The organism is Rhodococcus oxybenzonivorans, assembly GCF_003130705.1.
In the GTDB taxonomy this organism is placed as follows: domain Bacteria; phylum Actinomycetota; class Actinomycetes; order Mycobacteriales; family Mycobacteriaceae; genus Rhodococcus_F; species Rhodococcus_F oxybenzonivorans.
In genome coordinates, this window is record NZ_CP021354.1 from 5,571,659 (window position 1) to 5,593,292 (window position 21,634).

The 21,634-nt window shown below is 64.7% G+C and carries 22 protein-coding genes and 1 pseudogene; 10 read left to right on the forward strand and 13 right to left on the reverse strand.

Annotation, left to right across the window (positions count from 1 at the left end; genetic code table 11):
* Positions 1-602: 602 nt before the first annotated feature.
* The gene (locus CBI38_RS25825) at positions 603-887 is read right to left on the reverse strand and encodes a YciI family protein (protein WP_109333375.1); all 285 of its coding nucleotides are present in this window, start codon (positions 885-887) and stop codon (positions 603-605) included.
* 530 nt (positions 888-1,417) lie between these two features.
* Here CBI38_RS25825 and CBI38_RS40340 point away from each other — a divergent pair.
* The gene (locus CBI38_RS40340) at positions 1,418-2,095 is read left to right on the forward strand and encodes an alpha/beta hydrolase family protein (RefSeq protein WP_335743631.1); all 678 of its coding nucleotides are present in this window, start codon (positions 1,418-1,420) and stop codon (positions 2,093-2,095) included.
* 245 nt (positions 2,096-2,340) lie between these two features.
* On the opposite strand, the pseudogene CBI38_RS40345 reads toward CBI38_RS40340, so the two are convergent.
* A pseudogene (locus CBI38_RS40345) lies at positions 2,341-2,466 on the reverse strand (TetR/AcrR family transcriptional regulator); the annotation flags it as partial.
* Positions 2,467-2,517: 51 nt separating this feature from the next.
* Here CBI38_RS40345 and CBI38_RS25845 point away from each other — a divergent pair.
* The 5 genes from CBI38_RS25845 (at position 2,518) to CBI38_RS25865 (ending at position 7,520) form a co-directional block, all read left to right on the forward strand.
* On the forward strand, positions 2,518-3,807 hold the full coding sequence (locus tag CBI38_RS25845; RefSeq protein ID WP_204164822.1) for an NADH:flavin oxidoreductase/NADH oxidase family protein: 1,290 nt from the start codon (positions 2,518-2,520) through the stop codon (positions 3,805-3,807).
* Complete coding sequence (locus CBI38_RS25850) at positions 3,807-4,709, forward strand: SDR family NAD(P)-dependent oxidoreductase (protein WP_109333381.1); 903 nt, start codon at positions 3,807-3,809, stop codon at positions 4,707-4,709. Before CBI38_RS25845 ends, CBI38_RS25850 begins: the two co-directional genes overlap by 1 nt.
* Positions 4,706-5,539: an alpha/beta fold hydrolase gene (locus CBI38_RS25855; protein WP_109333383.1), complete on the forward strand. Its 834-nt coding sequence runs from the start codon at positions 4,706-4,708 to the stop codon at positions 5,537-5,539. Before CBI38_RS25850 ends, CBI38_RS25855 begins: the two co-directional genes overlap by 4 nt.
* Before the next feature lie 77 nt (positions 5,540-5,616).
* Entirely contained in the window at positions 5,617-7,152 is a 1,536-nt protein-coding gene (locus CBI38_RS25860) for a long-chain-fatty-acid--CoA ligase (RefSeq protein WP_109333385.1), read from the forward strand.
* Positions 7,149-7,520, forward strand: a complete 372-nt coding sequence (locus CBI38_RS25865) for a helix-turn-helix domain-containing protein (protein ID WP_418328289.1) — start codon at positions 7,149-7,151, stop codon at positions 7,518-7,520. The genes CBI38_RS25860 and CBI38_RS25865 overlap by 4 nt, the downstream gene beginning before the upstream one ends.
* Here CBI38_RS25865 and CBI38_RS25870 read toward each other — a convergent pair.
* On the reverse strand, positions 7,501-7,803 hold the full coding sequence (locus CBI38_RS25870; RefSeq protein WP_204164823.1) for a transposase: 303 nt from the start codon (positions 7,801-7,803) through the stop codon (positions 7,501-7,503). The genes CBI38_RS25865 and CBI38_RS25870 overlap by 20 nt on opposite strands.
* Positions 7,804-7,934: 131 nt before the next feature.
* Between CBI38_RS25870 and CBI38_RS38545 the strand changes: the two genes are divergently transcribed.
* Positions 7,935-8,306 carry a hypothetical protein gene (locus CBI38_RS38545; RefSeq protein ID WP_204164824.1) on the forward strand — a complete coding sequence of 124 codons (372 nt, stop codon included), beginning with the start codon at positions 7,935-7,937 and terminating at the stop codon, positions 8,304-8,306.
* 40 nt (positions 8,307-8,346) lie between these two features.
* Here the strand turns inward: CBI38_RS38545 and CBI38_RS25880 are convergent, their stop codons facing one another.
* The 8 genes from CBI38_RS25880 to CBI38_RS39365 form a co-directional block, all read right to left on the reverse strand.
* Complete coding sequence (locus tag CBI38_RS25880) at positions 8,347-9,165, reverse strand: enoyl-CoA hydratase/isomerase family protein (protein ID WP_109333387.1); 819 nt, start codon at positions 9,163-9,165, stop codon at positions 8,347-8,349.
* Positions 9,162-9,467, reverse strand: coding sequence for a Clp protease/crotonase-like domain-containing protein (locus tag CBI38_RS25885; protein WP_230989966.1), 306 nt, complete (start codon positions 9,465-9,467; stop codon positions 9,162-9,164). Before CBI38_RS25885 ends, CBI38_RS25880 begins: the two co-directional genes overlap by 4 nt.
* A 158-nt stretch (positions 9,468-9,625) precedes the next feature.
* Positions 9,626-10,066, reverse strand: coding sequence for a tautomerase family protein (locus tag CBI38_RS25890; protein WP_109333389.1), 441 nt, complete (start codon positions 10,064-10,066; stop codon positions 9,626-9,628).
* Between the two features lie 147 nt (positions 10,067-10,213).
* Positions 10,214-11,113 carry an alpha/beta hydrolase gene (locus CBI38_RS25895; protein ID WP_109333391.1) on the reverse strand — a complete coding sequence of 300 codons (900 nt, stop codon included), beginning with the start codon at positions 11,111-11,113 and terminating at the stop codon, positions 10,214-10,216.
* 434 nt (positions 11,114-11,547) lie between these two features.
* Positions 11,548-12,459 (reverse strand): MBL fold metallo-hydrolase, encoded by a 912-nt coding sequence (locus CBI38_RS25900; protein ID WP_109333393.1) that lies wholly within the window; start codon positions 12,457-12,459, stop codon positions 11,548-11,550.
* Between the two features lie 190 nt (positions 12,460-12,649).
* Entirely contained in the window at positions 12,650-14,677 is a 2,028-nt protein-coding gene (locus CBI38_RS25905; RefSeq protein ID WP_109333395.1) for an acetoacetate--CoA ligase, read from the reverse strand.
* 40 nt (positions 14,678-14,717) lie between these two features.
* Positions 14,718-15,671 (reverse strand): AraC family transcriptional regulator, encoded by a 954-nt coding sequence (locus tag CBI38_RS25910; RefSeq protein ID WP_109333397.1) that lies wholly within the window; start codon positions 15,669-15,671, stop codon positions 14,718-14,720.
* A 162-nt stretch (positions 15,672-15,833) separates the two neighbouring features.
* Entirely contained in the window at positions 15,834-16,079 is a 246-nt protein-coding gene (locus tag CBI38_RS39365) for a hypothetical protein (protein WP_230989967.1), read from the reverse strand.
* Positions 16,080-16,214: 135 nt separating this feature from the next.
* On the opposite strand from CBI38_RS39365, the gene CBI38_RS25915 reads away from it, so the two are divergent.
* The gene (locus tag CBI38_RS25915) at positions 16,215-18,155 is read left to right on the forward strand and encodes an ATP-binding protein (protein WP_230989968.1); all 1,941 of its coding nucleotides are present in this window, start codon (positions 16,215-16,217) and stop codon (positions 18,153-18,155) included.
* Between the two features lie 676 nt (positions 18,156-18,831).
* On the opposite strand, the gene CBI38_RS25920 is transcribed toward CBI38_RS25915, so the two are convergent.
* Positions 18,832-19,380: a zeta toxin family protein gene (locus CBI38_RS25920; RefSeq protein ID WP_257792459.1), complete on the reverse strand. Its 549-nt coding sequence runs from the start codon at positions 19,378-19,380 to the stop codon at positions 18,832-18,834.
* Between the two features lie 71 nt (positions 19,381-19,451).
* Here CBI38_RS25920 and CBI38_RS25925 point away from each other — a divergent pair, with 71 nt between their 5' ends.
* Both CBI38_RS25925 and CBI38_RS25930 read left to right on the forward strand, forming a co-directional pair.
* On the forward strand, positions 19,452-19,799 hold the full coding sequence (locus tag CBI38_RS25925; RefSeq protein ID WP_109335365.1) for a hypothetical protein: 348 nt from the start codon (positions 19,452-19,454) through the stop codon (positions 19,797-19,799).
* The gene (locus CBI38_RS25930; protein WP_109333402.1) at positions 19,792-20,442 is read left to right on the forward strand and encodes a Dabb family protein; all 651 of its coding nucleotides are present in this window, start codon (positions 19,792-19,794) and stop codon (positions 20,440-20,442) included. Before CBI38_RS25925 ends, CBI38_RS25930 begins: the two co-directional genes overlap by 8 nt.
* 69 nt (positions 20,443-20,511) lie before the next feature.
* On the opposite strand, the gene CBI38_RS25935 is transcribed toward CBI38_RS25930, so the two are convergent.
* On the reverse strand, positions 20,512-21,450 hold the full coding sequence (locus tag CBI38_RS25935; RefSeq protein ID WP_109333404.1) for an alpha/beta hydrolase: 939 nt from the start codon (positions 21,448-21,450) through the stop codon (positions 20,512-20,514).
* Positions 21,451-21,634: the final 184 nt, after the last annotated feature.

Consider the following 21,634-nt stretch of genomic DNA (forward strand, 5'->3'; position numbering starts at 1 on the left):
CGATAGCCAGTGGGCTGCCAAAAGCCCTCGGACACCTCACAAAACGATTCAGCAATGACCACTCGAGTGACTTGGAACACGCTGTAGGGCAAGCATGACACCCGAACTCCGGAAACGCAATAAGAGAACTTTTTACGTATATAAGCAATCTTTGGAACGCATGCAGCGGGAAGATGCGCGACAGAACCCGGCCGATCGAGAAGGTCGAGCATCCCAGGAGAATGCTGCACAGGTCGAAAGTGGAGCGCGGCAATGCCGCGCATGCGGTTCGACCATTCACCGAAATCAGCGTGGGACTCAGCGATTCGAAATCGTAGGTGGAGTCACATCTTTCGCGCCGCACTGGCGTGCGAAGAACGAGTCTGTGACGGTGAGAATGCATTTCACAGGGAAATGGGGACTTCACTGCCATATCGCCACCGGCAAGGTTGCCGGGCGACGCAAATCGCTAGGACGGCGCCTGGCGGAGGTGGGTTCAGAATAAGCGAACGGCAAGCCCGTTCGTCTGAACCAACACCGCCGACCAAGTACTTACCGCGGCAAACCGCCAAGTAACTTCAACAGCGAGCCACTAGGGACTGAGGTGTGTGCCGCATTCGCCGTTAGACGCCGACGAGAGGGCCTATGACTGGATTCCATTGGTAGATGCGCTCCTCTACGACGACGCCCTGCGTGACGTAAGGATCCTCCGCAAGCAGAGAACGCAGGGCGTCCTCGCTGTCCGCTTTGAATACCAGTAAGGCTCCGGCGCCGTCGACCCAGGCGCCGGCCTCCTGCAGCACGCCTCGGGCAGCCGCATCCTTGACGAAAATCAGATGTTCGGCATGCGCAGCCTCTTTGACCGACGCATCGGTGGTATACGACCAGATCACAGCGAACAAGGCCATGGTTACTCCTCAAACGGGGGAATGAAACGGCTCCGAATATGCGCATGAACTGCACACTCGAAAAGGGTAGAAGTACGGATGAGGTGACTCGTGTCCTATTTCGCGACACTGATTGCTCCATGAGTGGAGGTATTGAACGAATCGGATCTGACCAGCGTGCCGCAACCGTCCGATGAGGTCCTCGAGGGCGGGGATCGCCTGCGAGGTGCTGGGCGCGTCTACCGCCTCGACGTCGAACGGCATCTCAGCGGCGTGGTGCCCATCGATCGAGAAGTTGAGCAAATGTTCACCAGTCGACAAGAACACCGGAGCCATCGCCAAGCCGAAGACGGTCGGAAGCACACCGTTCGGGTGGTGCCAACGGTCGCTGGGAGTCAACGGCTCCTCGAGGATGGTCGTGTTCTTCGCCCGGTTCACCCGCTTGGTGCCGGCACTCAGCGGTGTGATCGCCGCACTGAGGCGGTGCCATAGAGCACATCTACCAGTCCGGCTTCTACCACGAACTCGCCCGCCGCGGTATCGCCACCTTGATGGTCGACTGCCCCGGCAGCCGCGAAGCACTGCGCCTGCAGGGACTCGGGCGGCCGCGTTCGAAAAACGCGGCCGCGCTGTGTGTGGCATGGGGCGCAAACCACGACTGGGGCAAGGTGCAGCGTCGCCGCGTCGACCGGGAAGGTGAACGCCCGGTGCCGCACTACTGGGAACACGTGATGTGGGTCTGGGGTCACGACGACCTGGACGAGTTCCTCGACTTCGCCGACGGCGTCAACCTCGACGGTGTCGTGGAGAACATCACCGTCCCGTTCCTGATCGCACACGGCGAAAACGACCGGCAGATTCCGGTCGAATACGCCCACCGCTCGTACGAGCAGGCCACCGCCAGCCCGAAACAGCAGCTACGGATCTTCACCGCCGAAGAGGGAGGCGCCGAACACGTCGGCCTCGATCACCTGCCGCACGTGAGCGATTTCGTCGCCGAACTCGAACTACCGCATCAGGAGGCCAGGAGCGCTCGGGCGTTCTCGAGCCCCGCCGTGAGAATCTCCTCCACCGCCTGCTCGCCTGTCATCGCTCGCGCCAGCTGCATGCTCGAGATGAGGACAGTCATCAGCCCGACTGCTCGCGTCCTGGCCAGAGTGGGATCAAGGGACCAATCCCTTGCCAGTCGATGCGCAACCTCATCAACGATCGCGGCAACGCCGCGCTGATAGGCCACCCCTACTTCTCCACCCTGCCGCGCGATCTCGTCGAGCAGCGCGGCGGAAGGGCACCCGTTAGCAACGTCATCGCGGTGATCCAGCGACAGGTACCAGCGGACGTAGTCGGTGAGGGCTTCGCGTCCCTCGGGGAGCTGGGTGATGGTGGCGGCCTGTGCTTCGAGCTGGTCAGCGACGACGGCAGCGATGAGATCATCCTTCGATGCGAAATGCGCGTAGAAGGCGCCGTTGGTCAGTCCCGCATCGGACATCAACGCGGTGATGCCGGCACCATCGATCCCGTCACGCTTGAGGCGACGACCCGCTGTCTCAATGATGCGCCGTCGCGTCGCCTCCTTGTGATCACTGCCGTATCTGGCCATCAGAGCATCCCTTCCTCATCCACCTCTTGATTGTATGACGACCATCATATTATGATCGTACTCCAATCAACTTCTGGAGTAACCGTGAGAAATCCGACAACGGCCCTGAGCAACCCGCTCGACCTTCCCTGCGGCCTGCGCCTGCCGAACCGCATCACTAAAGCCGCGATGAGCGAGGCACTCGCCGGCAGCGACAACGCTCCGAACGAGCAGCTGGCACACCTCTACCGACGCTGGGGAAAGGGGGGCTACGGACTGCTCATCACTGGCAACGTCGCAGTGGATCGCACTCAGCTCGGGGAGCCCGGCAACGTCGTCATCGAGGACGACCGCGACCACGATGCCCTGGCTTCGTGGTCCAAGGCCGCCCACGACGGCGGCACACCCATCTTCGTCCAGTTGAATCACCCCGGCCGACAGGCAAACCCACTCAACCTCGGCCACACCCCCGTCGCTCCCAGCGCTGTCGCACTGGCGATGCCTGGCGCGGCGACACCACGCGAACTGACCGACACCGAGATCGAGGACATCGTTGATCGGTTCGCCCGCGCGGCGACCGTATGTGAGGCCGCCGGCTTCGACGGCGTTCAGATCCATGCCGCCCACGGGTATCTCGTCACCCAGTTCCTCTCGCCCCTGGCGAACCTACGCACCGACAAATGGGGCGGCGACCCCGAGCGGCGCAGGCGATTCCTGCTCGAGATCGTCCGCCGCACCCGCAAGGCAGTCAGCCCGGGGTTCGCCGTGAGCGTCAAACTCAACTCGGCTGACTTCCAGAAAGGCGGCTTCACCGAGGCCGAGTCACGCGACGTCGTTGCCGCCCTCGTCAACGAAGGCGTCGACCTCATCGAAATCAGCGGGGGCAACTACGAGTCCCCCGCCATGTCGGGCTCCGCAGCGGCGAGCACCCGCGCTCGCGAGGCGTACTTCCTCGAATACGCAGCGTCCGTCAAGGGCATTGCAGGCCACGTGCCGATCGCCGTCACCGGAGGCTTCCGCACCCACGCGGGCATGGACTCGGCCGTCAGGAGTGGCGAGTGCGACCTCGTGGGCATCGCACGCCCCTCCGCCACCAACCCCGAGGCTGCTGCCGACATCTTCGCCGACGAAGACGCTGAGTTGAAGACACACGAAATCAGCTACGGACTTCGCCCACTCCTGGGTCGTGTTGCCGACCTCAAGCAGCTCGACGGACTTCTCAACATCAGCTGGAACACCGACCAACTGCACCGACTGAGCCGCGGTCAGGAGCCAGATCTCAAGCGCGGCCCGATCAAAACCACTCTGACGATGGTACGGCGCAACGGCCGCTTCACCTTCGGGAAGCGTCGGGGCCTGTGATGAGGTTTCTGCCGAGCCCCAAAACCTATGACCTCCACGGGAAGGTCGTCCTGGTCACCGGCGGTAACGGCGGGATCGGAAGCGCTACAGCCAAAGAACTCCTCCGCAGGGGTGCACGGGTAACCATCGCCGATCTCGCCGCAGACACCCCCGAACGCGCAGCGCGTCTCCACGCCGCTCACGCTCTCGGGGTGATCGCCGACGTACGCCGGCGCGACGAGCTCGCCGCCGCGGTCGCTGCGACTGTGGAGCACTTCGGTCGGGTGGACGTGGTGGTCGCCAATGCCGGACTCCTACCGAAGGCCGCAACTCTTCGCACCACACCAGAGTCCGACGTCGACGCTGCGCTGGCCGTCAACGTGTCGGGGGTCGTCAACACCATTGACGCCGCACTGGAACAGGTACTGGCCAACCGCGGGCAGGTCGTGCTGATTTCATCAGTGTTCGCCTTCGTCAACGGCATGGGCACCATTCCCTACGCCATGAGCAAAGCAGCAGTGGAGCAGCTCGGGCGTGCCCTGCGGATTGAGCTCACCGACGTCGGCGCTTCCGTCCTGACCGCCTACTTCTCCCTGGTCGACACCGCCATGATCAAGCACGGTGTCGACGAGGACCCGGTCGTCCTCGACCTCCTCGGCGCACTCCCCAAAACCTTGATGAAGCGCGTCACACCGACATCGGCAGCCAATGCCATCGCGGACGGGCTCGAACGTCGCACACCCCGCGTGATTCACCCCTCCCGGTGGTCGGCGATCTCGGCTGCACGCGGCGTCATCGGACCGGTGCTCGACAAGAAGCTCACCACAGATCGCACCGTGCTTGACGTCCTGGCTCGCCTTGACCAGCGCGGATCCCAACGACAAACCTCCACCCCGACCACATCACGGAAGAAGATCTCATGACCACCTGGAAAGACGTGCCGACCAGCAGCATCAACGTGGACGGAGTGCGTTACGTCTACCGCGAACTCGGCACCGACACCGACGTTCCGGTGGTCTTCCTACACCACTTCACCGCGGTCCTCGACGACTGGGACCCTCGCGTCATCGACGGCATTGCCGCCCAGCACCGCGTCATCGCCTTCGACAACAGGGGCGTCGGTGGCACCGGCTCCAAGGTGCCCACCGACCTCGAGCAAATGGGTGCCGACGCCATCGCCTTCATCCGGGCACTCGGCCACGGGAAAGTCGACCTCTTCGGCTTCTCCGTGGGCGGAGCCGTGGCTCAGATGATCGCCCTGCAGGCACCCGACCTCGTACGTCGCATGGTCCTTGCCGGCACTGGGCCACGCGGCGGCGGCGGAATCTGGAAGATGCCGTTCATTGTCGGCGGCGCCTACGCCAAGGCGGCACTGGCTCGCAAGGATGCCCGCCACTTCCTCTTCTTCCCCCGCACCCTCGAGGGCAAGAAGGCCGCCAACGCCTACTTTGACCGCCTCGCCGAGCGAACCAACGACCGCGACAAGCCGATCTCAAACCAGGCCCGACTCGCGCAGCTCCGCGCCATCACCACCGGCGGACTCCACGCACCAGACGACCTCTCAAAGATCACCGCACCAGTCTTCGTCGCCAACGGCGACCACGACCTCATGGTCGCCAGCGAACACTCCGAGGACCTGGCCGAACGCCTGCCCAACTCCACGATCACGATCTACCCCAACTCGGGCCACGGCGGCGTCTTCCAGCACCACGAGACCTTCGTCCCTGAAGTCCTGAGGTTCCTGGCCGACTGACGAAAATCGAACCGTAAGAACAGTTCGCCCCCAAGTGAACGGTTCCCGGTGCCCGGAACAGCCAAGGAGCCAGCTCGATGTTCAACCTATCCGTCCTCCTCGAAGACTCTGCCCGCAAGTACCCTGAACGCGATGCGCTGGTCCTGGGCGAAACACGCCTGACCTATGCGCAGGTCAACGGAGCCGCCAACCAGGTGGCGAACCTACTGGTCGAACAAGGCATCCAGCCCGGCGACAAGATTGCCCTCAGCAGCCCCAACATCCCGTGGTTTCCCATCGTGTACTACGGGGCTCTCAAGGCGGGCGCCGTCGTCGTCCCCCTCAACGTTCTCTTGAAGACCCGTGAGATCGCCTACCACCTCACCGATTCCGACGCCGTGGCATACTTCTGCTTCGAAGGCACCCCGGCCCTGCCCATGGGCGCCGAAGGACACAGCGGATTCCTCGAGTCCAGCGCCAAGCACTTCCTCCTCATCACGGCGAACCCAGCCGCGCCTAGCCCGATCGAAGGAGTCGAGACTCTCGGACAGGCATTGGCCACCATGTCTGCATCGTTCGAGTCCGCCGCCACCGAATCGACCGACACGGCCGCCATCCTCTACACCAGCGGCACCACCGGACAGCCGAAGGGCGCCGAACTCTCGCACGCGAACATCTCCTTCAACTCCCTCACATGCAACCGCCTCTTCTCCAGCGAGCCGGCGACTGACACGCATGTCCTGGCGCTGCCCTTGTTCCACACTTTCGGCGCGACCGTGCAGATGCACGCCGGCTTCTCGATAGCCGCAACGTTGCATCTGGTGCCCCGCTTCGATGCAGGACAGGTCATCGACCTCATGCAGCGCGAGGCCATCACGTTCTTCGCCGGCGTCCCGACCATGTGGTGGGGCCTACTGGAAGCGTTGACCGACGACGTGGACGTCGAGCGGATCGCGCAGAACCTCCGCATCGGTGTATCCGGCGGTTCGAGTCTGCCGGTCGACATCATCACCCGAGCACAACAGAAGCTCGGAGTGCAGATTCTCGAGGGCTATGGCTTGTCGGAGACTTCGCCGGTCGTCACGTTCAGCGACCCCGACCAGGCTCCCCGACCCGGATCGATTGGTGTTCCCATCTGGGGCATCGAGTGCAAGCTGATCGACCAGGACTGGAACGAGGTGTCCGAGATCGGTGAGATCGCGATCCGGGGGCACAACGTCATGAAGGGCTACTACAAGCGCACCGACGCGACAGCTGAAGTGTTGCGTGACGGTTGGTTCCGCACCGGTGACCTGGCTCGCAAGGACGAGGACGGCTTCTACTACGTCGTCGACCGCTCCAAGGACATGATCCTGCGCGGAGGCTTCAACGTGTATCCCCGTGAGATCGAGGAAGTCCTCATGGGCCACCCTGATATCAGCCTCGCCACCGTGATCGGCGTCCCGCACGAGAGTCATGGTGAGGAAATCAAGGCATTCGTCATCCTCAACACCGGTGTCGATACGACCAGCGACGACCTGATCGCCTGGGCCAAGGAGCAGATGGCCGCCTACAAGTACCCACGCATCATCGAGATCGCGAACTCACTTCCCATGACCGCGACAGGAAAGATCCTCAAGCGCGAACTGCGGTGACAGCATCGCAGAACGTGGCACGGGCGCCCATCCTGATCGGACGCCCCGGCCACGTTCGTTTACACCTCCGCCGCCAACCCGAACTCGCCCTCAGCGATATGGCCCGGCGCGCCGACCTGCCGGTGCCCACCACCCACCGGCTCGCCGCCGACCTGCTCGACTGGGGCGCCCTCGAACGCGACGCCGCGGCCGCCACCACATCGGGCTCCGCCTGTGGGAGATCGCCTCCCTGCCCCCGCGGGTTGGTACTGCGCGAGCTGGCGCTTCCCGTGATGGAGGATCTCACCCAGATCACCCACGAGAACGTCCAACTCGGCGTCCGGGACGGGACTGTCACTTGCTCCTCTGTCAAGCAGCGGCTGCGGTGACCATCAGTGATAGATCTGCGGCCATCGCTGTGAAGACGACGTCCGAGAGTCTGCGTTTGAGGATGCGGAGTGCTTCCATTCCACCGTCGCCGCTGGCCTTGCGACGTGCCAACAGTGCTCGCGCGTCGGGATGACAGCGGGCCTGAGTGAGTGCGATGCGATGGATTGCGGCATTGAGCTGACGGTTCCCGGTGCGCGAGAGTCGATGTCGAGCGCGGTTCGACGACCATACTGGAAGCGGCGCGGTGCCGTTGTGCCGTGCGAACGCATCCTTGGAGTGCATTCTATCGACACGAGCAGTCTCACCGACCCCTTCGCTGCGATGAGCGGTCCGCACCCAGGAATCGCGAACAAGGAAGGGGCCAGCACAGCGGTCCGGTGGGACGACCACATCCGCGGCGCGATCGGGGCAAGATGCAGAGCGATCCTCACCTGCTTGCCCTGACGATGCTTCTGCAGGCGTATCAACGGCTCGGGTACTTCCCGAAGCTCGGTGATGTCCCGGCCATGGTCGTCGACACCGGGCGCGGCGTGCTTGACCTGCCGGACGGGCTGGCCGCGCAGTTCTGCGAGCAGGCCGGTATCCCGGCCGAGGCCCCGGCGCTGGTCGGGTTCTACCGCCGCCGGCTGGCCGGCACCGCGGCCGCGGTCGCGGTCGCGGTCGACGCGGGCTACCCGGCCAAGACCGATCTGGTCCTCGAGGACGGCAAGCCAACGCTCGAGCGCCGCAGGGGAGCCGACCGCCGCCCGTCCGCGCTGGCCCTGGAGTGCGCCGACGTGCACTGACTCTCGGTAGTCGCGCCGGAAACGGCGGTGGTCGATTCGCTCATAATTGCCAGGTCCCTTCGAATGTGGGTTCGGTCTTGTCGAGAAACGCCCGCGATGCCAAGGGCTCGTCGGTCGCGAAGTTGATCAGCTGGGCACGGGACTCACCTTCCAAGGCCTCACGGAATGTCGAGCTGCTCGCTTGGTTGATCATCACCTTGGACTGTGCAAGCGCGATGGGAGGACCGCTGGCCAGCCGAGTAGCCAGGTCCAGGACGAAGTGGTCGAGCTCGTCCGGTGCCTTCACCCAGGTCGCAATTCCGATCCGCAGTGCCTCGTGGGCATCGATGATCTCGCCGAGGAAGGCCAGTCGCTTCGCCTGCTGAAGCCCTACGACGCGAGGCAGGAGCCACGAGCCGCCGAAATCGACTGACATTCCGCGTCTGGGGAAGATCTCGGAGAAGCGTGCCGTGGTGGAGGCGACAACCAGATCGCATCCGAGCGCGAGATTGCAACCGGCTCCCACCGCGACTCCTTCGACTCTGGCCACAGTCGGTTGCGGCAAGTGATGCAACGCCTCGGCGATGTCACCCATCCAGCGCATCCGGTTCAGAGGGTGTCGCGGCTCCTTCTCACCTGCAAGGTCGGCGCCGGAACAGAAGTCCCCTCCGGCCCCTGTCAGGACGACAGCACGGACGGTCTCGTCGGCTCCTGCGTTTCGGAGCTCTTCCCGAAGTCGGGTGAAAGCGGCCTCGTCGAGAGCATTCTTGCGATGGGGCCGATTGATCGTCAGTGTGAGTATCGCGCCGCTTCGCGTGACGAGTACGGAATTCGTTGCGGGTGTCCGCGAATCAGCGGCGCTGTCACGTGTAGAACTCACAGGGTTGCGATCCTTGTTCTCCGCGATCGGTGGCGATCGCTCACCGACCCGCCGCTGCGAACGCCTTCCTCGCGGCCGACGCGATCAGCGACCGACATACCGCGGCTCGCGCTTCTCGAGGAATGAGTGAACACCTTCACGTGATCTTCGGTGGTGAACAACGACGCCTGAGTGGGGGTTACCCAGCTTCCGAGTTCATGCCAGTCCGGATCCAGTGCAAGGCGGAGGCCGCGTTTGGTCGCGGCTACAGCCAGCGGGGGGTTCGCCGCGATCTTCTCCGCCAGTTCGAGTGCGACCGGCATCACCGCGTCGATCATCCCGCCAGTGAAAAGTAACTCTGCTGCCAGCTCGCGTCCGACGACCTGCGTAAGGCGGCCAAGGCCCGCGACGTCACTGCACAGTCCCCGATCGAGAGGACCGACAAGGCCTGGGGCACAGCGCCGTACCGCGGGATCCTCAATCACGAGGCAGCGACGTCGTACGGAATGGGTCGGTTCTCCTTGGCCCAGAGCTTCTCCATGTCCGACTCCGGCGGTGGCGGCACGAGACCCTGCGTGCGCCAGAGGTCCATGGGGGTCTCGTCGATGTGGATCTCCCAGTCGTAGCCGCGCTCCTTGATGAAGGGCGCGAGCTTCTCCTCGGCCACTGTCATCATCAGTGCGCGAACCTCTGCGGTCTCCATCTGCCGGGCGATGTGATCGAGTCGGATCCGGACGAAGTTGTTGTTCGCCTTTCCCCCGACATACATCGTCTCCTTCGGCATGTCCTTGAACAGGACGACCACGTAGAACGGTGGCAGGTTGACGTAGTCCACGTAGATCGACGTGATCGCCTCGGACAGCTGCTCCTTGTCCTCGGGGGTGAAGGCGTTCTCGGGGGTGAAGATCTCCCAGTACGGCATGGCGGTTCCTCCTCATTGGATTGGTGCGGCGGGACTTGTGCCGCGATAGCGATTGCTTCTGTCGGGCGGTCCGAATGGGCTCATCAAACTGAGATCTGATGTTGCCCGCACGAAGGTTCTTGATGGACCCGTAGTCGCGGACGGGTCCTACGCCAGGGCGCGCACAAAGTGTTCGCACGCAGCCTTTGACGACGCTTCGAACGCGGCACCCGTGTAGACGTCGAAGTGGCCACAAGGCAGCACGACCAACTGCTTGGGCTGCAGGGCCCGTTCGTAGGCCTCGAAGGCAAGTTCTGCGTACGCACTGATGTCTTGGTCAGCCACGATCATCAGTAGTGGGGTCGGTGAGATCCGGTGGATTCCATCGCCGGGCTCGAACTCGACGATCCGCTCGAGGGAACCGAGGGTCACCTCATTGCGCCAGGACGGAGCCCTGTCCTGCGCGGTTTTGGTGAAGAACTCCCAGGATTCGACGCTGGACATCAGCGCGGGAGCCAGCGGATCGGCGTCCACGGCCGGCATCAGCGTGGGCTCCCCGCCGTGGTAGAGGTTGCGTCGTTCGTCGTCCAGCTGGGCGCGCACCGTTGGCAGGAAGTCCGGACGAACGAGCCGCGTCATCTGGCCGGACCCGCTGATGAAGGGGACCTGAGCGACAACGGCTCGCACCCGACGATCGACCGCGGCCACGCTCAGCACGAGGCCGCCGCCATGGCTGGATCCCCAGATGCCGACACGGCCGGGGTCGACGTCCTCGCGGCCAGTCGCATACGTGATGGCGTGCCGAAGGTCGCGGGCCTGGGTCATCGAATCGATGTGCTGGCGCGGAGCGCCGTCGCTCGCGCCGAAGTTTCGGTGGTCGTACACCAGAACGTTCAGTCCCGCTTGGGAAAAGGACTCGGCGTAGTCATCGAGATACATTTCCTTGACGGCGGACAGTCCATGGACCATCACCACCACTGGGCACTTGGACTGGGCCCCTTCCGCGGGAAAGAACCACCCGCGCAAGGTGACATTGTCCGCTGAGAATTCAATATCCTCACGTGGCATTAGAGATCCTTCCGACATTTGTACGCTTGTTGAAGAAGTTAGTGATGTGGAACACACCGTTGAAGGGATGCTTGCGCCTAATCTGAGTACACGTCCGCCACGTGCGGTTTGCCGTTACCCCGGCCGCGAAATCCCATCGATATCCGCTTCGGGACTGGGGTCGGCCGTCGAGACGAACCCGGTTCGGCCCGGCCTGTTCCACGGCGCGACGTACGACTCGACCGTGGTGCCGTTGCGCGGTGAGCGAGTCGCACAATGTCTCGCGGCCACCACGCGGTATCGAGTGGCGGTGCTCGAGCCGAACGCCTAGAACTGCACCCATCGCCGCGATGGGCCGGGACAGGAGGGCCCCGCGTCGAGGCTCGAGGCTCCGCTGTTTCTGCGAGTCCCGGGCTGCGGCGTCGTTCGCTGGGCGTGGGGTCCAGCCCGGGAAGTTACGGCCGGATGTCCGTCGCGGTCGAACCTGCGTCTCGAAGCTGGATCGCGTTCATGGCCGAGAACTGCAGGGTCCAGAGGTTTCCATGCCCCGGATACTTCGCCGACATGATGCGGACCAGGTCCTCCGCATCGTCCGCAACCTCGTAGGCAGCGGCGAAGTCCTGGATGTAGGACCGTGTTTCGGCGATCATGGAATCGACGGCGTGGTCGTCGCCGTCGGGCCTGCGGTGGCCGGCGACGATCACCTTGGGGGCCAGCTTCTCCACCAGGTCCACGGTCTCGAGCCAGTCTTGCCATTCCTCGGGCGTCGACAGACCGAGCATCGGGTGGATCTCGTTGTAGATGGAGTCACCGGCAACGACGACATCGATCTCCGGAATGTGCACAATTGTCGTGGGATGGATGTCGGCCTGCTTCACCTCGACGATGTTGAGAGGCGAGCCGTCGACGTAGAGCGTGTTGTCGTCGATCGGGTCGGGGAGCGCATCACTGACGACGCAGGCGTCACCGAACAGCATCGCCCACTGCTGTTGCTGCAGTTCCATGGATTCCTTCATGGCCTCGACCACGTGGGGCAGCGCAACGCACTTCGCGTCCGGGAACCGCTCCATCAGGGGACCGATGCCCAGGTAATGATCGGCATGGGCGTGCGTCACGTAGATCGTCGTGAGTTGCTTCCCGGTGCGCTCGATCAGGTCGCCCAGGTCCCGGACGTCATCCTCGAGGTATTGGGCGTCGATGAGCACAGCTTCGGTCGGACCGCTGATGAGGGTCGCGGTGGTGGGCGAGAAGGTCCCGCTGGGAACATCAGGCCAGTCTCCCGCGGGGATCTCGGGCCAGCGACCGACGTATACGGTCGCTCGGATCGGCGGGGCGGCTGCGGCGGGCGGGCGGGTGTCGGTATTCATGAAGTGCCTCCAGAAGGGGAGTGATTGGTCAGTGGCATCGGGTGGGCCTCCGGCCCACCGCGGTTAGTTCAACGGTATGAGCGCGATATTTCCGGGACGTAGGTCGACCGTGCCGGACACGGGTACACGGCCGCCACGATTCGCTGGGCGTGACCGAACCGACAGGCCCACCGCCAGCGGGTCGTGGTTCTCACGCGCCCTGCAATGGTGAGTTCGCAGCACGAGTGGCTGCGTAGCGGGCGAAGGTTTCCAGCAGGGACGGGTCGTCGATCGATCGTGCTTCGGCGACCGCGGCGACGTCGTTCCCTTGCAGGATGCGCTTGACCGGGACTTCGAGCTTCTTGCCCGTTCGGGTGTGCGGGATCGCCCTGACGACGATCACGTCGTCCGGTACGACTCGGGGCGAGACCGCCTCGCGGATCCGCCCGACAATGCTCTCGCGGAGCGCGTCATCGAGATCGGCGTGATCGGACAGTGCGACGAACAGCGGCATCCAGTACTCGCCGTTCTGCTGCTCCGCCCCGATGACGAGGGCTTCCTCTACCTCCGGGAGTTCTTCGACGACGCGATAGATGTCGGCGGTACCGAACCGGATCCCGTTACGGTTCAGCGTGGAATCGGAGCGTCCGTGGACGATCACGGTGTTTCGTTCGGTGATGGTGACCCAGTCACCATGCCGCCAGACCCCGGGGTAGCTCTCGAAATAGGTCTCTCGGTAGCGGGCCCCGTCGCTGTCGTTCCAGAATCTGGTCGGCATGGACGGCATCGGCTGGGTGACCACCAGCTCGCCCACGGCATCGCGCAGGCTTCGGCCGTCGGCGTCCCACGAGTCAAGGGCCACGCCCAGGTATGGGGCTGTGATCTCCCCGGCCCGCACCGGCAGGATCGGCACGAAGCCCGCGAATCCGCTGGCGACATCGGTGCCCCCTGTCACCGAGGCGAGCGGCACATCGCGGCCGACGTGATCGGCAACCCAGAAGTGCAGCTCGGGAGCGACCACGGAGCCGGTGGCCCCAAGGGTCCTCAGCCGACGCAGATCGTGGTCGGTGCCGGGTGACCGGCCCGCTCGGGCGCAGGCCTGGAGGTAAGCCGGGCTCGTGCCCAGCACGGTGACCTCGTGCCGGGCCGCGAGAGCCCACAGCGCGTCGTCGGTCGGGTACGACGGACTTCCGTCGTAGCAGACGATCGTCGCGCCGACGAGGAGGCCGCTCACGAGGGAGTTCCAGACCATCCAGCTCGGCGAGGTGTACCACAGGTACGTGTCGGAAGGACCTAGGTCGAGATGGAGAGCCAGGGCTTTGAGGTGCTCGAGCACAACTCCACCGTGGCCGTGAACAAACCCCTTCGGCTTCCCGGTCGTACCCGAGGAGAACAGCACCCAGAGGGGGTGGTCGAACCGCACGTGCGCGGGAGTCATGGCCGGCCCACCCCCTGTGACTGCCTCGACCCAGGGCGTGGTGCCTGCGGGAACACTCGTACCCGAGTGAAGTCGGCCGACGACGAGCACCTCACGCAGCGTCGGCATTCCGGCCTGCAGGGCTGGCAGGGCCGCGAGCCGGTCGACCTCGCGTCCGCCGAAGCGGTAGCCGTCGGCCGTGACGAGGACCACCGGCGCGAGCTGTCCGAGGCGGTCGACAACCGCCTCCGGTTGATAGTCCTGTCCGCAGCACGACCAGGTCGCTCCGACGCTCGCGGTGGCGAGGAAGGCGATGACCGCCTCGGCAATGTTGGGGAGGTATCCGACCACAGAGTCGCCCTCGCCTACCCCCCGAGCGCGCAGCCAGTTCGCCAGCGCGGACACCTGGCGGGCGAGCTCGGTCCAGGAAACCGTCCGCGTCCCCGGCCCGCCAGGTTCGGAGTCGTCGATGATCGCCGGGCGGGACGACTTGGCGTGGCTCAGCACCGTGTCCACATAGTTCAGCCGCCTGCCGGGAAACCATTCGGCAAAGGGCATCTCCCGGGTTGCCAGCACCGGGCCAACGCCGGTCATACACACCCCGAAGTAGTCCTTCATCGACGCCCAGAATTCCTCCGGACTGGTCACCGACCAGTCCCACAAGGACTGGTAGGAGGCGGCCTCCAATCGGCCGGTCGCCTGCAGCCAGTCGATGAAGTCACTGATCCGGGCGTCGGCGATCCGTTCTGCCGAGGGCGACCAGGCCACGTCCCCGGGTCCGATCGAACTCACCTCCACGGTCGCGTCCATTCCGAATTCCATATCTGCACCCTTCTTCACGCGTTGCTAGTCAGAACGGGCATCAGCAGCCGTGGCTTTCCCGATACTCACTCGGCGAGACCCCGAAGCAGCGGTGGAACTCCCGGCGAAGATGGCTGGGGTCGTAGTAGCACCATCGGTGAGCGATCGTCGCGATGGTCATGTTGGAGTTCACAAGCTCCTCGCGGACCGCGGCCATACGCCGTGCACGCACGACCGCGGTCATGGTGTCCCCGGTCAGCGAGAAGGCCCGGTGGACGGTTCGTGTCGAGACGTTGTGGGCGGCCGCAAGATCCTCGATATGGATCGGACCGCTACGAAGATTGCGCGTGATCCAGTTGTCAATCTGCGCGCGCAAAGCAGCCAAGGCCGATCGACCTGTGACGGAGCCGGTCTCTGCGCGGATGATGCCGGCAGTCAGTGCCACCAGCGCCCCGCGGGTTGCCTCGACCTCTGAAGTATTCATGCCTGGCACCCGGCTCCACGCCTCGTCAAGGACCCTGAGCAGGACGCCAACCAGCGGCCGGTCCTGCTCGAGCACGAGGCAGCCAGGAATGTTCGCGTCGCAACCAGCTGCCAGCAGCGCGGCCCGCGGCAGGGTCAGCGTGCGTTTCCTGACCCGCTCCGGCACCGAGAAGCCGTCACCGTCGTAACCGCCGGTCACCACGACCACTGTCCCGTTCACCAGCGCGGCATCCGTGCCCGCGAAGGAAAGTCGCTCGTCGCCCCAGTCACCTGCCACGACCACGACGACATCGCGCTCAGCGTCACGATCTTTACCCAGCGACAGCACGCTCTGCAGGGGCGGGCAGTCCCAGTCCGCGAGCTGGAGGTCGCCGACGTCTCGCGAACGCAAGCGAGTGGCATTGCCCCGCCTCTTGCGGTGTTGCACCGTCATCGGCCCCGAGACATCGCGGACCGCAGTCTCCCAGCGGGCCCCAGGCCCGGCCGGCTCGAAGTCGAGGACTTCGATTTCGGTGGCTGCGGTCGCGGTCATCGGGGCCTCCCAAAGCGGTGGACTAGGTTTGATGTGCCTGTACAGCCTGCCTGTGGACCACCACGGGGCGCATCGTGTGAAAGACGTATCCCATTACCTATTCGCGCTCCGGCCCGACCACTCCCGGTCGGACGTGAGGGTTAGTCTGGTCGGACCATGGCTTCACGGTCGGCGAACCAGCCGGACAACCTGCCCGCGGATCTGACGAGTTTCGTAGGCCGTCGATCCGAGACCCAGACTGTCCGAAAGCTTCTCTCCGCCGACCGGCTCGTCACGTTGACCGGGGTAGGCGGGGTCGGCAAAACCCGCCTCGCACTGCGGGTTGCCCGCGATATCCGCCGCGCCTTCCCGGATGGGGTTTGCCTGGTCGAACTGGCGTCCCTGAAGGACCCAGACCTGCTGCCGCACACGCTGATAGATGCACTCGGGATTCGCGAGCAGTCAGCCCCCGCCCCGTTGGTCCTCACCGACTACTTGCGCCCCCGACACACCTTGATAGTCCTCGACAACTGCGAGCACATACTCGAGGCAGCCGCGGACCTGGTGGACCGGCTGCTCCGGGCGGCGCCGAAACTGCGGATCCTCGCCACGAGCCGACAAGCGCTGATGATCGCCGGTGAGCATGTGTACCCGGTTCCGACGCTGCCGGTGCCCGACGTCGATGTCCGTCTCACTCCCGGCTCGGCGACGCAGTTCGCGGCTGTCAACCTATTCGCCGCCCGGGGGGCTGCGGTCGTTCCCGGGTTCGAGATCACCCCTGACAATGAACACACGGTCATCCAGCTCTGCCAGCGGCTGGAGGGGATCCCCTTGGCGATCGAACTGGCAGCAGTACGGTTGCGCGTGCTCACGGTCGAGGAGCTCGCGCATCGGCTGGATAGTCGGTTCGAATTGCTTCGCGAGGGCAGTCGTAACTTGCCGGAGCGGCATCAGACTCTTCAGGCACTGATCGACTGGAGCTACGAGCTTTGCACGCCAACGGAGCAGACGCTGTGGGCGCGTGCATCAGTGTTCGCTGGGGGGTTCGGTCTTGACGCGCTCGAGGCTGTCTGCGCGGACGAGTTGCTTGCCGAGGAGGCCCTTCTCGACACGGTGGCCGGGCTGACCGACAAATCGATCTTGATCCGAGGCGAGCACGGCGGGCGTGTCAGGTTCCACATGTTGGAGACCATCCGGGAGTACGGCCAGGCCCGACTACGAGAGTCCGGCTTTGAAGCGAAGGTGCAGCGCAGGCACCGGGATTGGTACTGGCGGCTGATCGAGAAGGCTGCCGCGGACTGGTTCGGTCCGGGTCAGGAGGAGTGGGCGGCCTTGCTCCGTGTGGAGCATCCGAACGTGCGCTCGGCGCTCGAGTTCTGCCTCGCGCGGCCGGACGAGGTGCGCGTCGGACTGCGGATGGCGGGCCTGCCCTGGTTTCTCTGGGCTGCGCTCGGCTTCATGACCGAAGGCCGCCTGTGGCTTGACCGGGCGTTGGCAATGGATCAAGAACCGAGTCTCGAGCGGGTTTGGGCGCTGGGCACCGCCGCTGACATCGCTGTCTTCCAGGGCGATGAGGCTGCTGCGGCTGCGTTGATTGACGCCGTCCAAGAGCTTGCGGTGCAACTCGACGAGCCAAAAGGCTTGGCTTACGCCGCCCATATGCGCGGTCTGCGCGCACTGGGCAGCGACCCGAGCGCTGCGATTCCACTGTTGGTTGAAGCGCTCGAGCGATATGGGCGCGCCGACGTACCTGCGGACTACCCCAACAGTGTGCGGCCTGCGCTGACCATGGCCTACGTGCTGTCGGGCGAGCTTGACAGAGCCGCCGATGTGGTCGAGGAGGCTTGCGCGCAATGTGAGCAGGCCGGCGAGCGTTGGCTGTTGTCCTACGCCATGTGGGCGAAGGGGTTCTTGAGGCTCCTCCAGGGCGAGCTCGAGCAGGCCGAAGCCGATCTGTGTGAGGCGCTCCAGCTCAAGCGGTTCACCCAGGACAGTCTGGGCTTGGCCTTCATCCTGGACGTTCTCGCCTGGACCGCCGCGGCGAGCAGCGACTGCGAGCGGGCCGCGGTGCTCCTGGGCGCGTCGGACCAGGTCTGGCAGACCGTTGGGGTCCCTCTATTCGGAGCGAAACACCTGCTCGCGCGACGCGAACAGTTCGAGAACATGGCTCGGCAGGCGATGGGCAATACTGGCTTCGACACCGCGTTTGCCCGCGGAGGCCAGCTCACCGTCGAGGACATGCTGACCTTCGCGCTCCGGGAGCGCCGCGTCTCCCCCGTCGAGCCCCGACAGGCCGACAGCTTGTTGACACCTCGAGAGCGCGAGGTCGCGGACCTGGTGGCGCAGGGAATGTCGAGCAAGGACGTGGCGGCCAAGCTGGTCATCTCCCGACGCACCGTCGACGTACACGTGGAGCACATCTTCGGGAAACTTGGGTTCAACTCCCGCACTCAGATCGCGACCTGGGTGGCACAACGGCGCGCGCCGGAATCGCCAAATCGGTGATAGCTGGGCGGCGACTGTCGCCGACACGGTGACCTCGCGATCTCGGAGCCAGCAGTTGCGCCTCGGTTAGCGGGCGCGTGAAGCCCAGTCGCCGTGGAGGACCGATCTCCCCGGGCCGGCGTTCCCGGCTGAACTGGGGAACCTAGGTGCAAGGCCTCGATACTCCGTTGGCCCGAGTACCTGCATGTCGTGACCAGCTTCACGATGTTCCAGTCCCTTCCTGGAAGCTGATACTCGAACTGGATGGAGAAGGGCGCTTCCATACCCCCAGTGGGCACGATTGTCCTACGGGTCGCCCTTCACTCATCCATACCTCAAGGGCATTGACCTGGCCGCGGCGGGACGCGATGACACCGCCGCCCGTCAGCCGGGCGTTGCGGTAGTACTCGCCGAGAATCGGGCGGATATGCCTGGGTAGGCTCTTCGAGCTGGGGATCTTCGGGTTCTTCTGGGCTAAGGACAACGGGGCGATGCGATCGGAGCCGAACCCTGATGACGGCGTCAAACGTGAAGAACCGGAACAACCGTAGTGCTGCACCATTGGGGGCACGAAGATATCCACTTCTTGTACCTCCGTGAAGGGGCCGACAGGTCCGCCGGGCCCTTGCGGGGCAGGACGACTCACGTCGCGATCCAGAGGTCGCAGACCGACGCCCGGCCCAACCTCTTCGGCGACTTACTCGAAGACTTCGAAGCCTCCGGCGGTACCGCGGCGGAACAGCTCGAGTTGCACCACCGTCACGCCTTCTCGGTTGCGTGCTGTCTCGGCGAGTGCTTGGGCGTTGCGGGCGCATTGCGAGGTGTATTGGGCGCGGACGAGTTCCTCGTATACCTTCGGGCCCTGTCCTGGCCACCGGAGTGTTCCCTCGATCAGAACGTTCTCGCCGCGGTCCAAACAGAGCCGTCGGATCTGATCGATCAGGGCGGTGGATTCGTCGTGGACCAGCGCTGTCAGCTCCCGCGGCGCCAGCGGGGCTCCCTCCGCGAGTTCGGTGCCGAGTAGTTCCGCATAATCGCCGTCGCTGAGTGCTTGTTCGATCAGGTGATCCTTGACCACGTCTGCGTCGGGGCTGCGGTATCCATCCAGGTCGGGAATGTGGTCGCGGAGCAAAGTGCTCTTGCCGGCTCCGGGTGTACCAGCAGTGAGGATCGCCGAACGTCCCTCGCGCAGTGAGGGTTTCCCACGCCGGATACAGGTCCTCGATGACGTTCGCGCCCGTCTCACCGGAACCGCACCTCTCCCGCCAAGAGGGAGAGCCTGTGCTCCAACGGCTCGAGTACCGTTACGTTCAGGCCATGGTAGGCGAGAAGGTATACGTGGTCGATCGCGTGGTCACAAAACCCGGACGTGCCCGGGAGTTCGTCGACGCGTACGTCACCGAGTATGTACCAGGGGGACGGATACGCGGAATGACCCTGGATCGAATTCTCGTCAGCCCCCCGATCTGGTGGGCGGACGAGCCCAACACCATCACGATCACGTGGGTGGTCGACGGGGTCGACGCCTGGTGGGACATGACCCGGCGGGGCCGCCCCGACCCAGAGCTCGGCCGGTGGTGGTCGCGGATGGACCCGATGATCCTCGACCGAACCCGTTCCATGGCGGCAGCGGCCGAGGACGTCGACGGTGTGTGCGATGTATAACGTCACGAGGGTCGTTCACTTCACCGAGGCAGCCGATGCCATTGCGCGGGACGAGTACGTGAACAATGCGCGTCACGCCATCCTTGCCGTCGGCGTGAAACGGTTACTCATCGCCCCGACTTTGCCGGGGGTCATCAATGGCGGCGACCTGATCGTGCATCTTCAGCTCACCGACACCGCCAGCTGGCGGAACCGCGCGGACGACATCGACTCCGCACTGTCCCAGCCGATTGCCGACAGAGTCGACGGGGTCGAGTACTACCCCGGACTCGGCGGTCGGGGACCCGGACAGCATTCGAGCCGCCTGTACCGCGCACTGCTGCTCCGTGTGGAGTCGGGTACACCGGACTCCGTCGTCCAACGGTTCGAGCGGGACCTGCTCCGGATGCCCGAACATATTTCGTCGATCACGGCGTGGCAGCTCAGCAGAGTCGACGCCGCCCTGGGTCGGCAGCGGTGGACTCACGTGTTCGAGCAGGAGTTCACCGACCATGGTGCCGTGACGGGTCAATACCTGGATCATCCGATCCACTGGAGCGTCGTGGACCGGTGGTTCGACCCCGAGTGCACCGACATCATTGTCCGAGACCGGGTGTGCCATACCTTCTGTGAACTCGACGACCTCGTCATCCCCGACCGGTAATTCCCTCGAAAATTGATGTGGGGCGGCCGGACCGGTGACCGGCCGACCGCACCACAGGTAGCGCAGGTGCTATGCGTTATCGAGTACGTCGCGCATCATTTCCCAGATCTGTTCGCGTGCCGGCGCGGTGAGCGAGAGCGAAGGGAAGGTCAGGAATCCGTGGAAGAGTCCGTCGAACCGATGGTGACGGACTCGGACACCGTCCGCGGTGAGGCGCGCCGCGTACGCGTCACCCGATGAGCACGGCGGATCGAGTTCGGCAGTAATCACGACCGCCGGCGGCAGACCGGCCAGTGTCTCCGCCCGGGTGGGAACGAGACGCACATCCTCGGTCCCGTTCGGCGCATACTGCTGCCAGTACCACTTCATCGCCTTGGTGGTGTTGTAGTACCCGGTCCCGTACAGGCGGTACGACTCGGTGCCGAAGTCGTCGTCGATCACCGGATACAGCAGCACCTGCGCGGCGACGGCCGGGCCACCCCGGTCGCGGGCCGCAATCGCGACCGTCGCGGCGAGGTTACCTCCGGCGCTGTCGCCCGCCAGTGCGATCCGGGTGGGGTCACCGCCGTATTCGGCGGCGTTCTTCGAGGTCCACTCCAGGGCGGCGTAGACGTCGTCGTGCGCGGCCGGGCCGGCATGCTCGGGGGCCAACCGGTAGTCGACCGACACCACGACCACGCCGGCGCCTTGCGCCATGGAGCGGCACAATTCGTCGTGACTGTCGAGGTCGCAGAACACGAATCCGCCACCGTGGGCGAACACCACCACAGGCAGTTCCGGATCGCCGCAGTGCGGCCGGAAAATCCGTAGCGCGAGGTTGCCGTCGGCAGTCTCGATGGTGAGATCGGTGACCTCACGCATGTCCGGTAGGTGTTGCAAGGGTGCGCGCCGATCGCGGATCAGCTCACGCAGTTCGGTGGGCGGCACCGCCGTGATGTCCGGAAACCCCGCATCGAGGGTGGCGAGCATCGCTGCAACTTCGGGATGCAGGGTGGGTCGAACTGCCATGATGGGATCTCCTGGTCGGTCGGCGCGTTCCTGCGGCCACGGTAAGGCGCCGCCGGATCAGCCGGAACCAGGATTCCCGATCAGCGGTCAACCGTCAGCCCTTCAGTTCATGGTTCGTCCGCCGTCGATGGCGGAGACCATACCGACTATTTCCAGACATCCCAGATCGGTATTACAAGGACGA

Bases quoted from the DNA above. Each gene is read 5' to 3' on its own strand.
- CBI38_RS25825 (WP_109333375.1), bottom strand. From the start codon at position 887: ATGGCCTTGTTCGCTGTGATCTGGTCGTATACCACCGATGCGTCGGTC.
- CBI38_RS40340 (WP_335743631.1), top strand. From the start codon at position 1,418: ATGGTCGACTGCCCCGGCAGCCGCGAAGCACTGCGCCTGCAGGGACTC.
- CBI38_RS25845 (WP_204164822.1), top strand. From the start codon at position 2,518: ATGATCGTACTCCAATCAACTTCTGGAGTAACCGTGAGAAATCCGACA.
- CBI38_RS25850 (WP_109333381.1), top strand. From the start codon at position 3,807: ATGAGGTTTCTGCCGAGCCCCAAAACCTATGACCTCCACGGGAAGGTC.
- CBI38_RS25855 (WP_109333383.1), top strand. From the start codon at position 4,706: ATGACCACCTGGAAAGACGTGCCGACCAGCAGCATCAACGTGGACGGA.
- CBI38_RS25860 (WP_109333385.1), top strand. From the start codon at position 5,617: ATGTTCAACCTATCCGTCCTCCTCGAAGACTCTGCCCGCAAGTACCCT.
- CBI38_RS25870 (WP_204164823.1), bottom strand. From the start codon at position 7,803: ATGCACTCCAAGGATGCGTTCGCACGGCACAACGGCACCGCGCCGCTT.
- CBI38_RS38545 (WP_204164824.1), top strand. From the start codon at position 7,935: ATGCAGAGCGATCCTCACCTGCTTGCCCTGACGATGCTTCTGCAGGCG.
- CBI38_RS25885 (WP_230989966.1), bottom strand. From the start codon at position 9,467: ATGCCGGTCGCACTCGAACTGGCGGAGAAGATCGCGGCGAACCCCCCG.
- CBI38_RS25890 (WP_109333389.1), bottom strand. From the start codon at position 10,066: ATGCCGTACTGGGAGATCTTCACCCCCGAGAACGCCTTCACCCCCGAG.
- CBI38_RS25895 (WP_109333391.1), bottom strand. From the start codon at position 11,113: ATGCCACGTGAGGATATTGAATTCTCAGCGGACAATGTCACCTTGCGC.
- CBI38_RS25900 (WP_109333393.1), bottom strand. From the start codon at position 12,459: ATGAATACCGACACCCGCCCGCCCGCCGCAGCCGCCCCGCCGATCCGA.
- CBI38_RS25905 (WP_109333395.1), bottom strand. From the start codon at position 14,677: ATGGAATTCGGAATGGACGCGACCGTGGAGGTGAGTTCGATCGGACCC.
- CBI38_RS25910 (WP_109333397.1), bottom strand. From the start codon at position 15,671: ATGACCGCGACCGCAGCCACCGAAATCGAAGTCCTCGACTTCGAGCCG.
- CBI38_RS25925 (WP_109335365.1), top strand. From the start codon at position 19,452: ATGGTAGGCGAGAAGGTATACGTGGTCGATCGCGTGGTCACAAAACCC.
- CBI38_RS25930 (WP_109333402.1), top strand. From the start codon at position 19,792: ATGTATAACGTCACGAGGGTCGTTCACTTCACCGAGGCAGCCGATGCC.
- CBI38_RS25935 (WP_109333404.1), bottom strand. From the start codon at position 21,450: ATGGCAGTTCGACCCACCCTGCATCCCGAAGTTGCAGCGATGCTCGCC.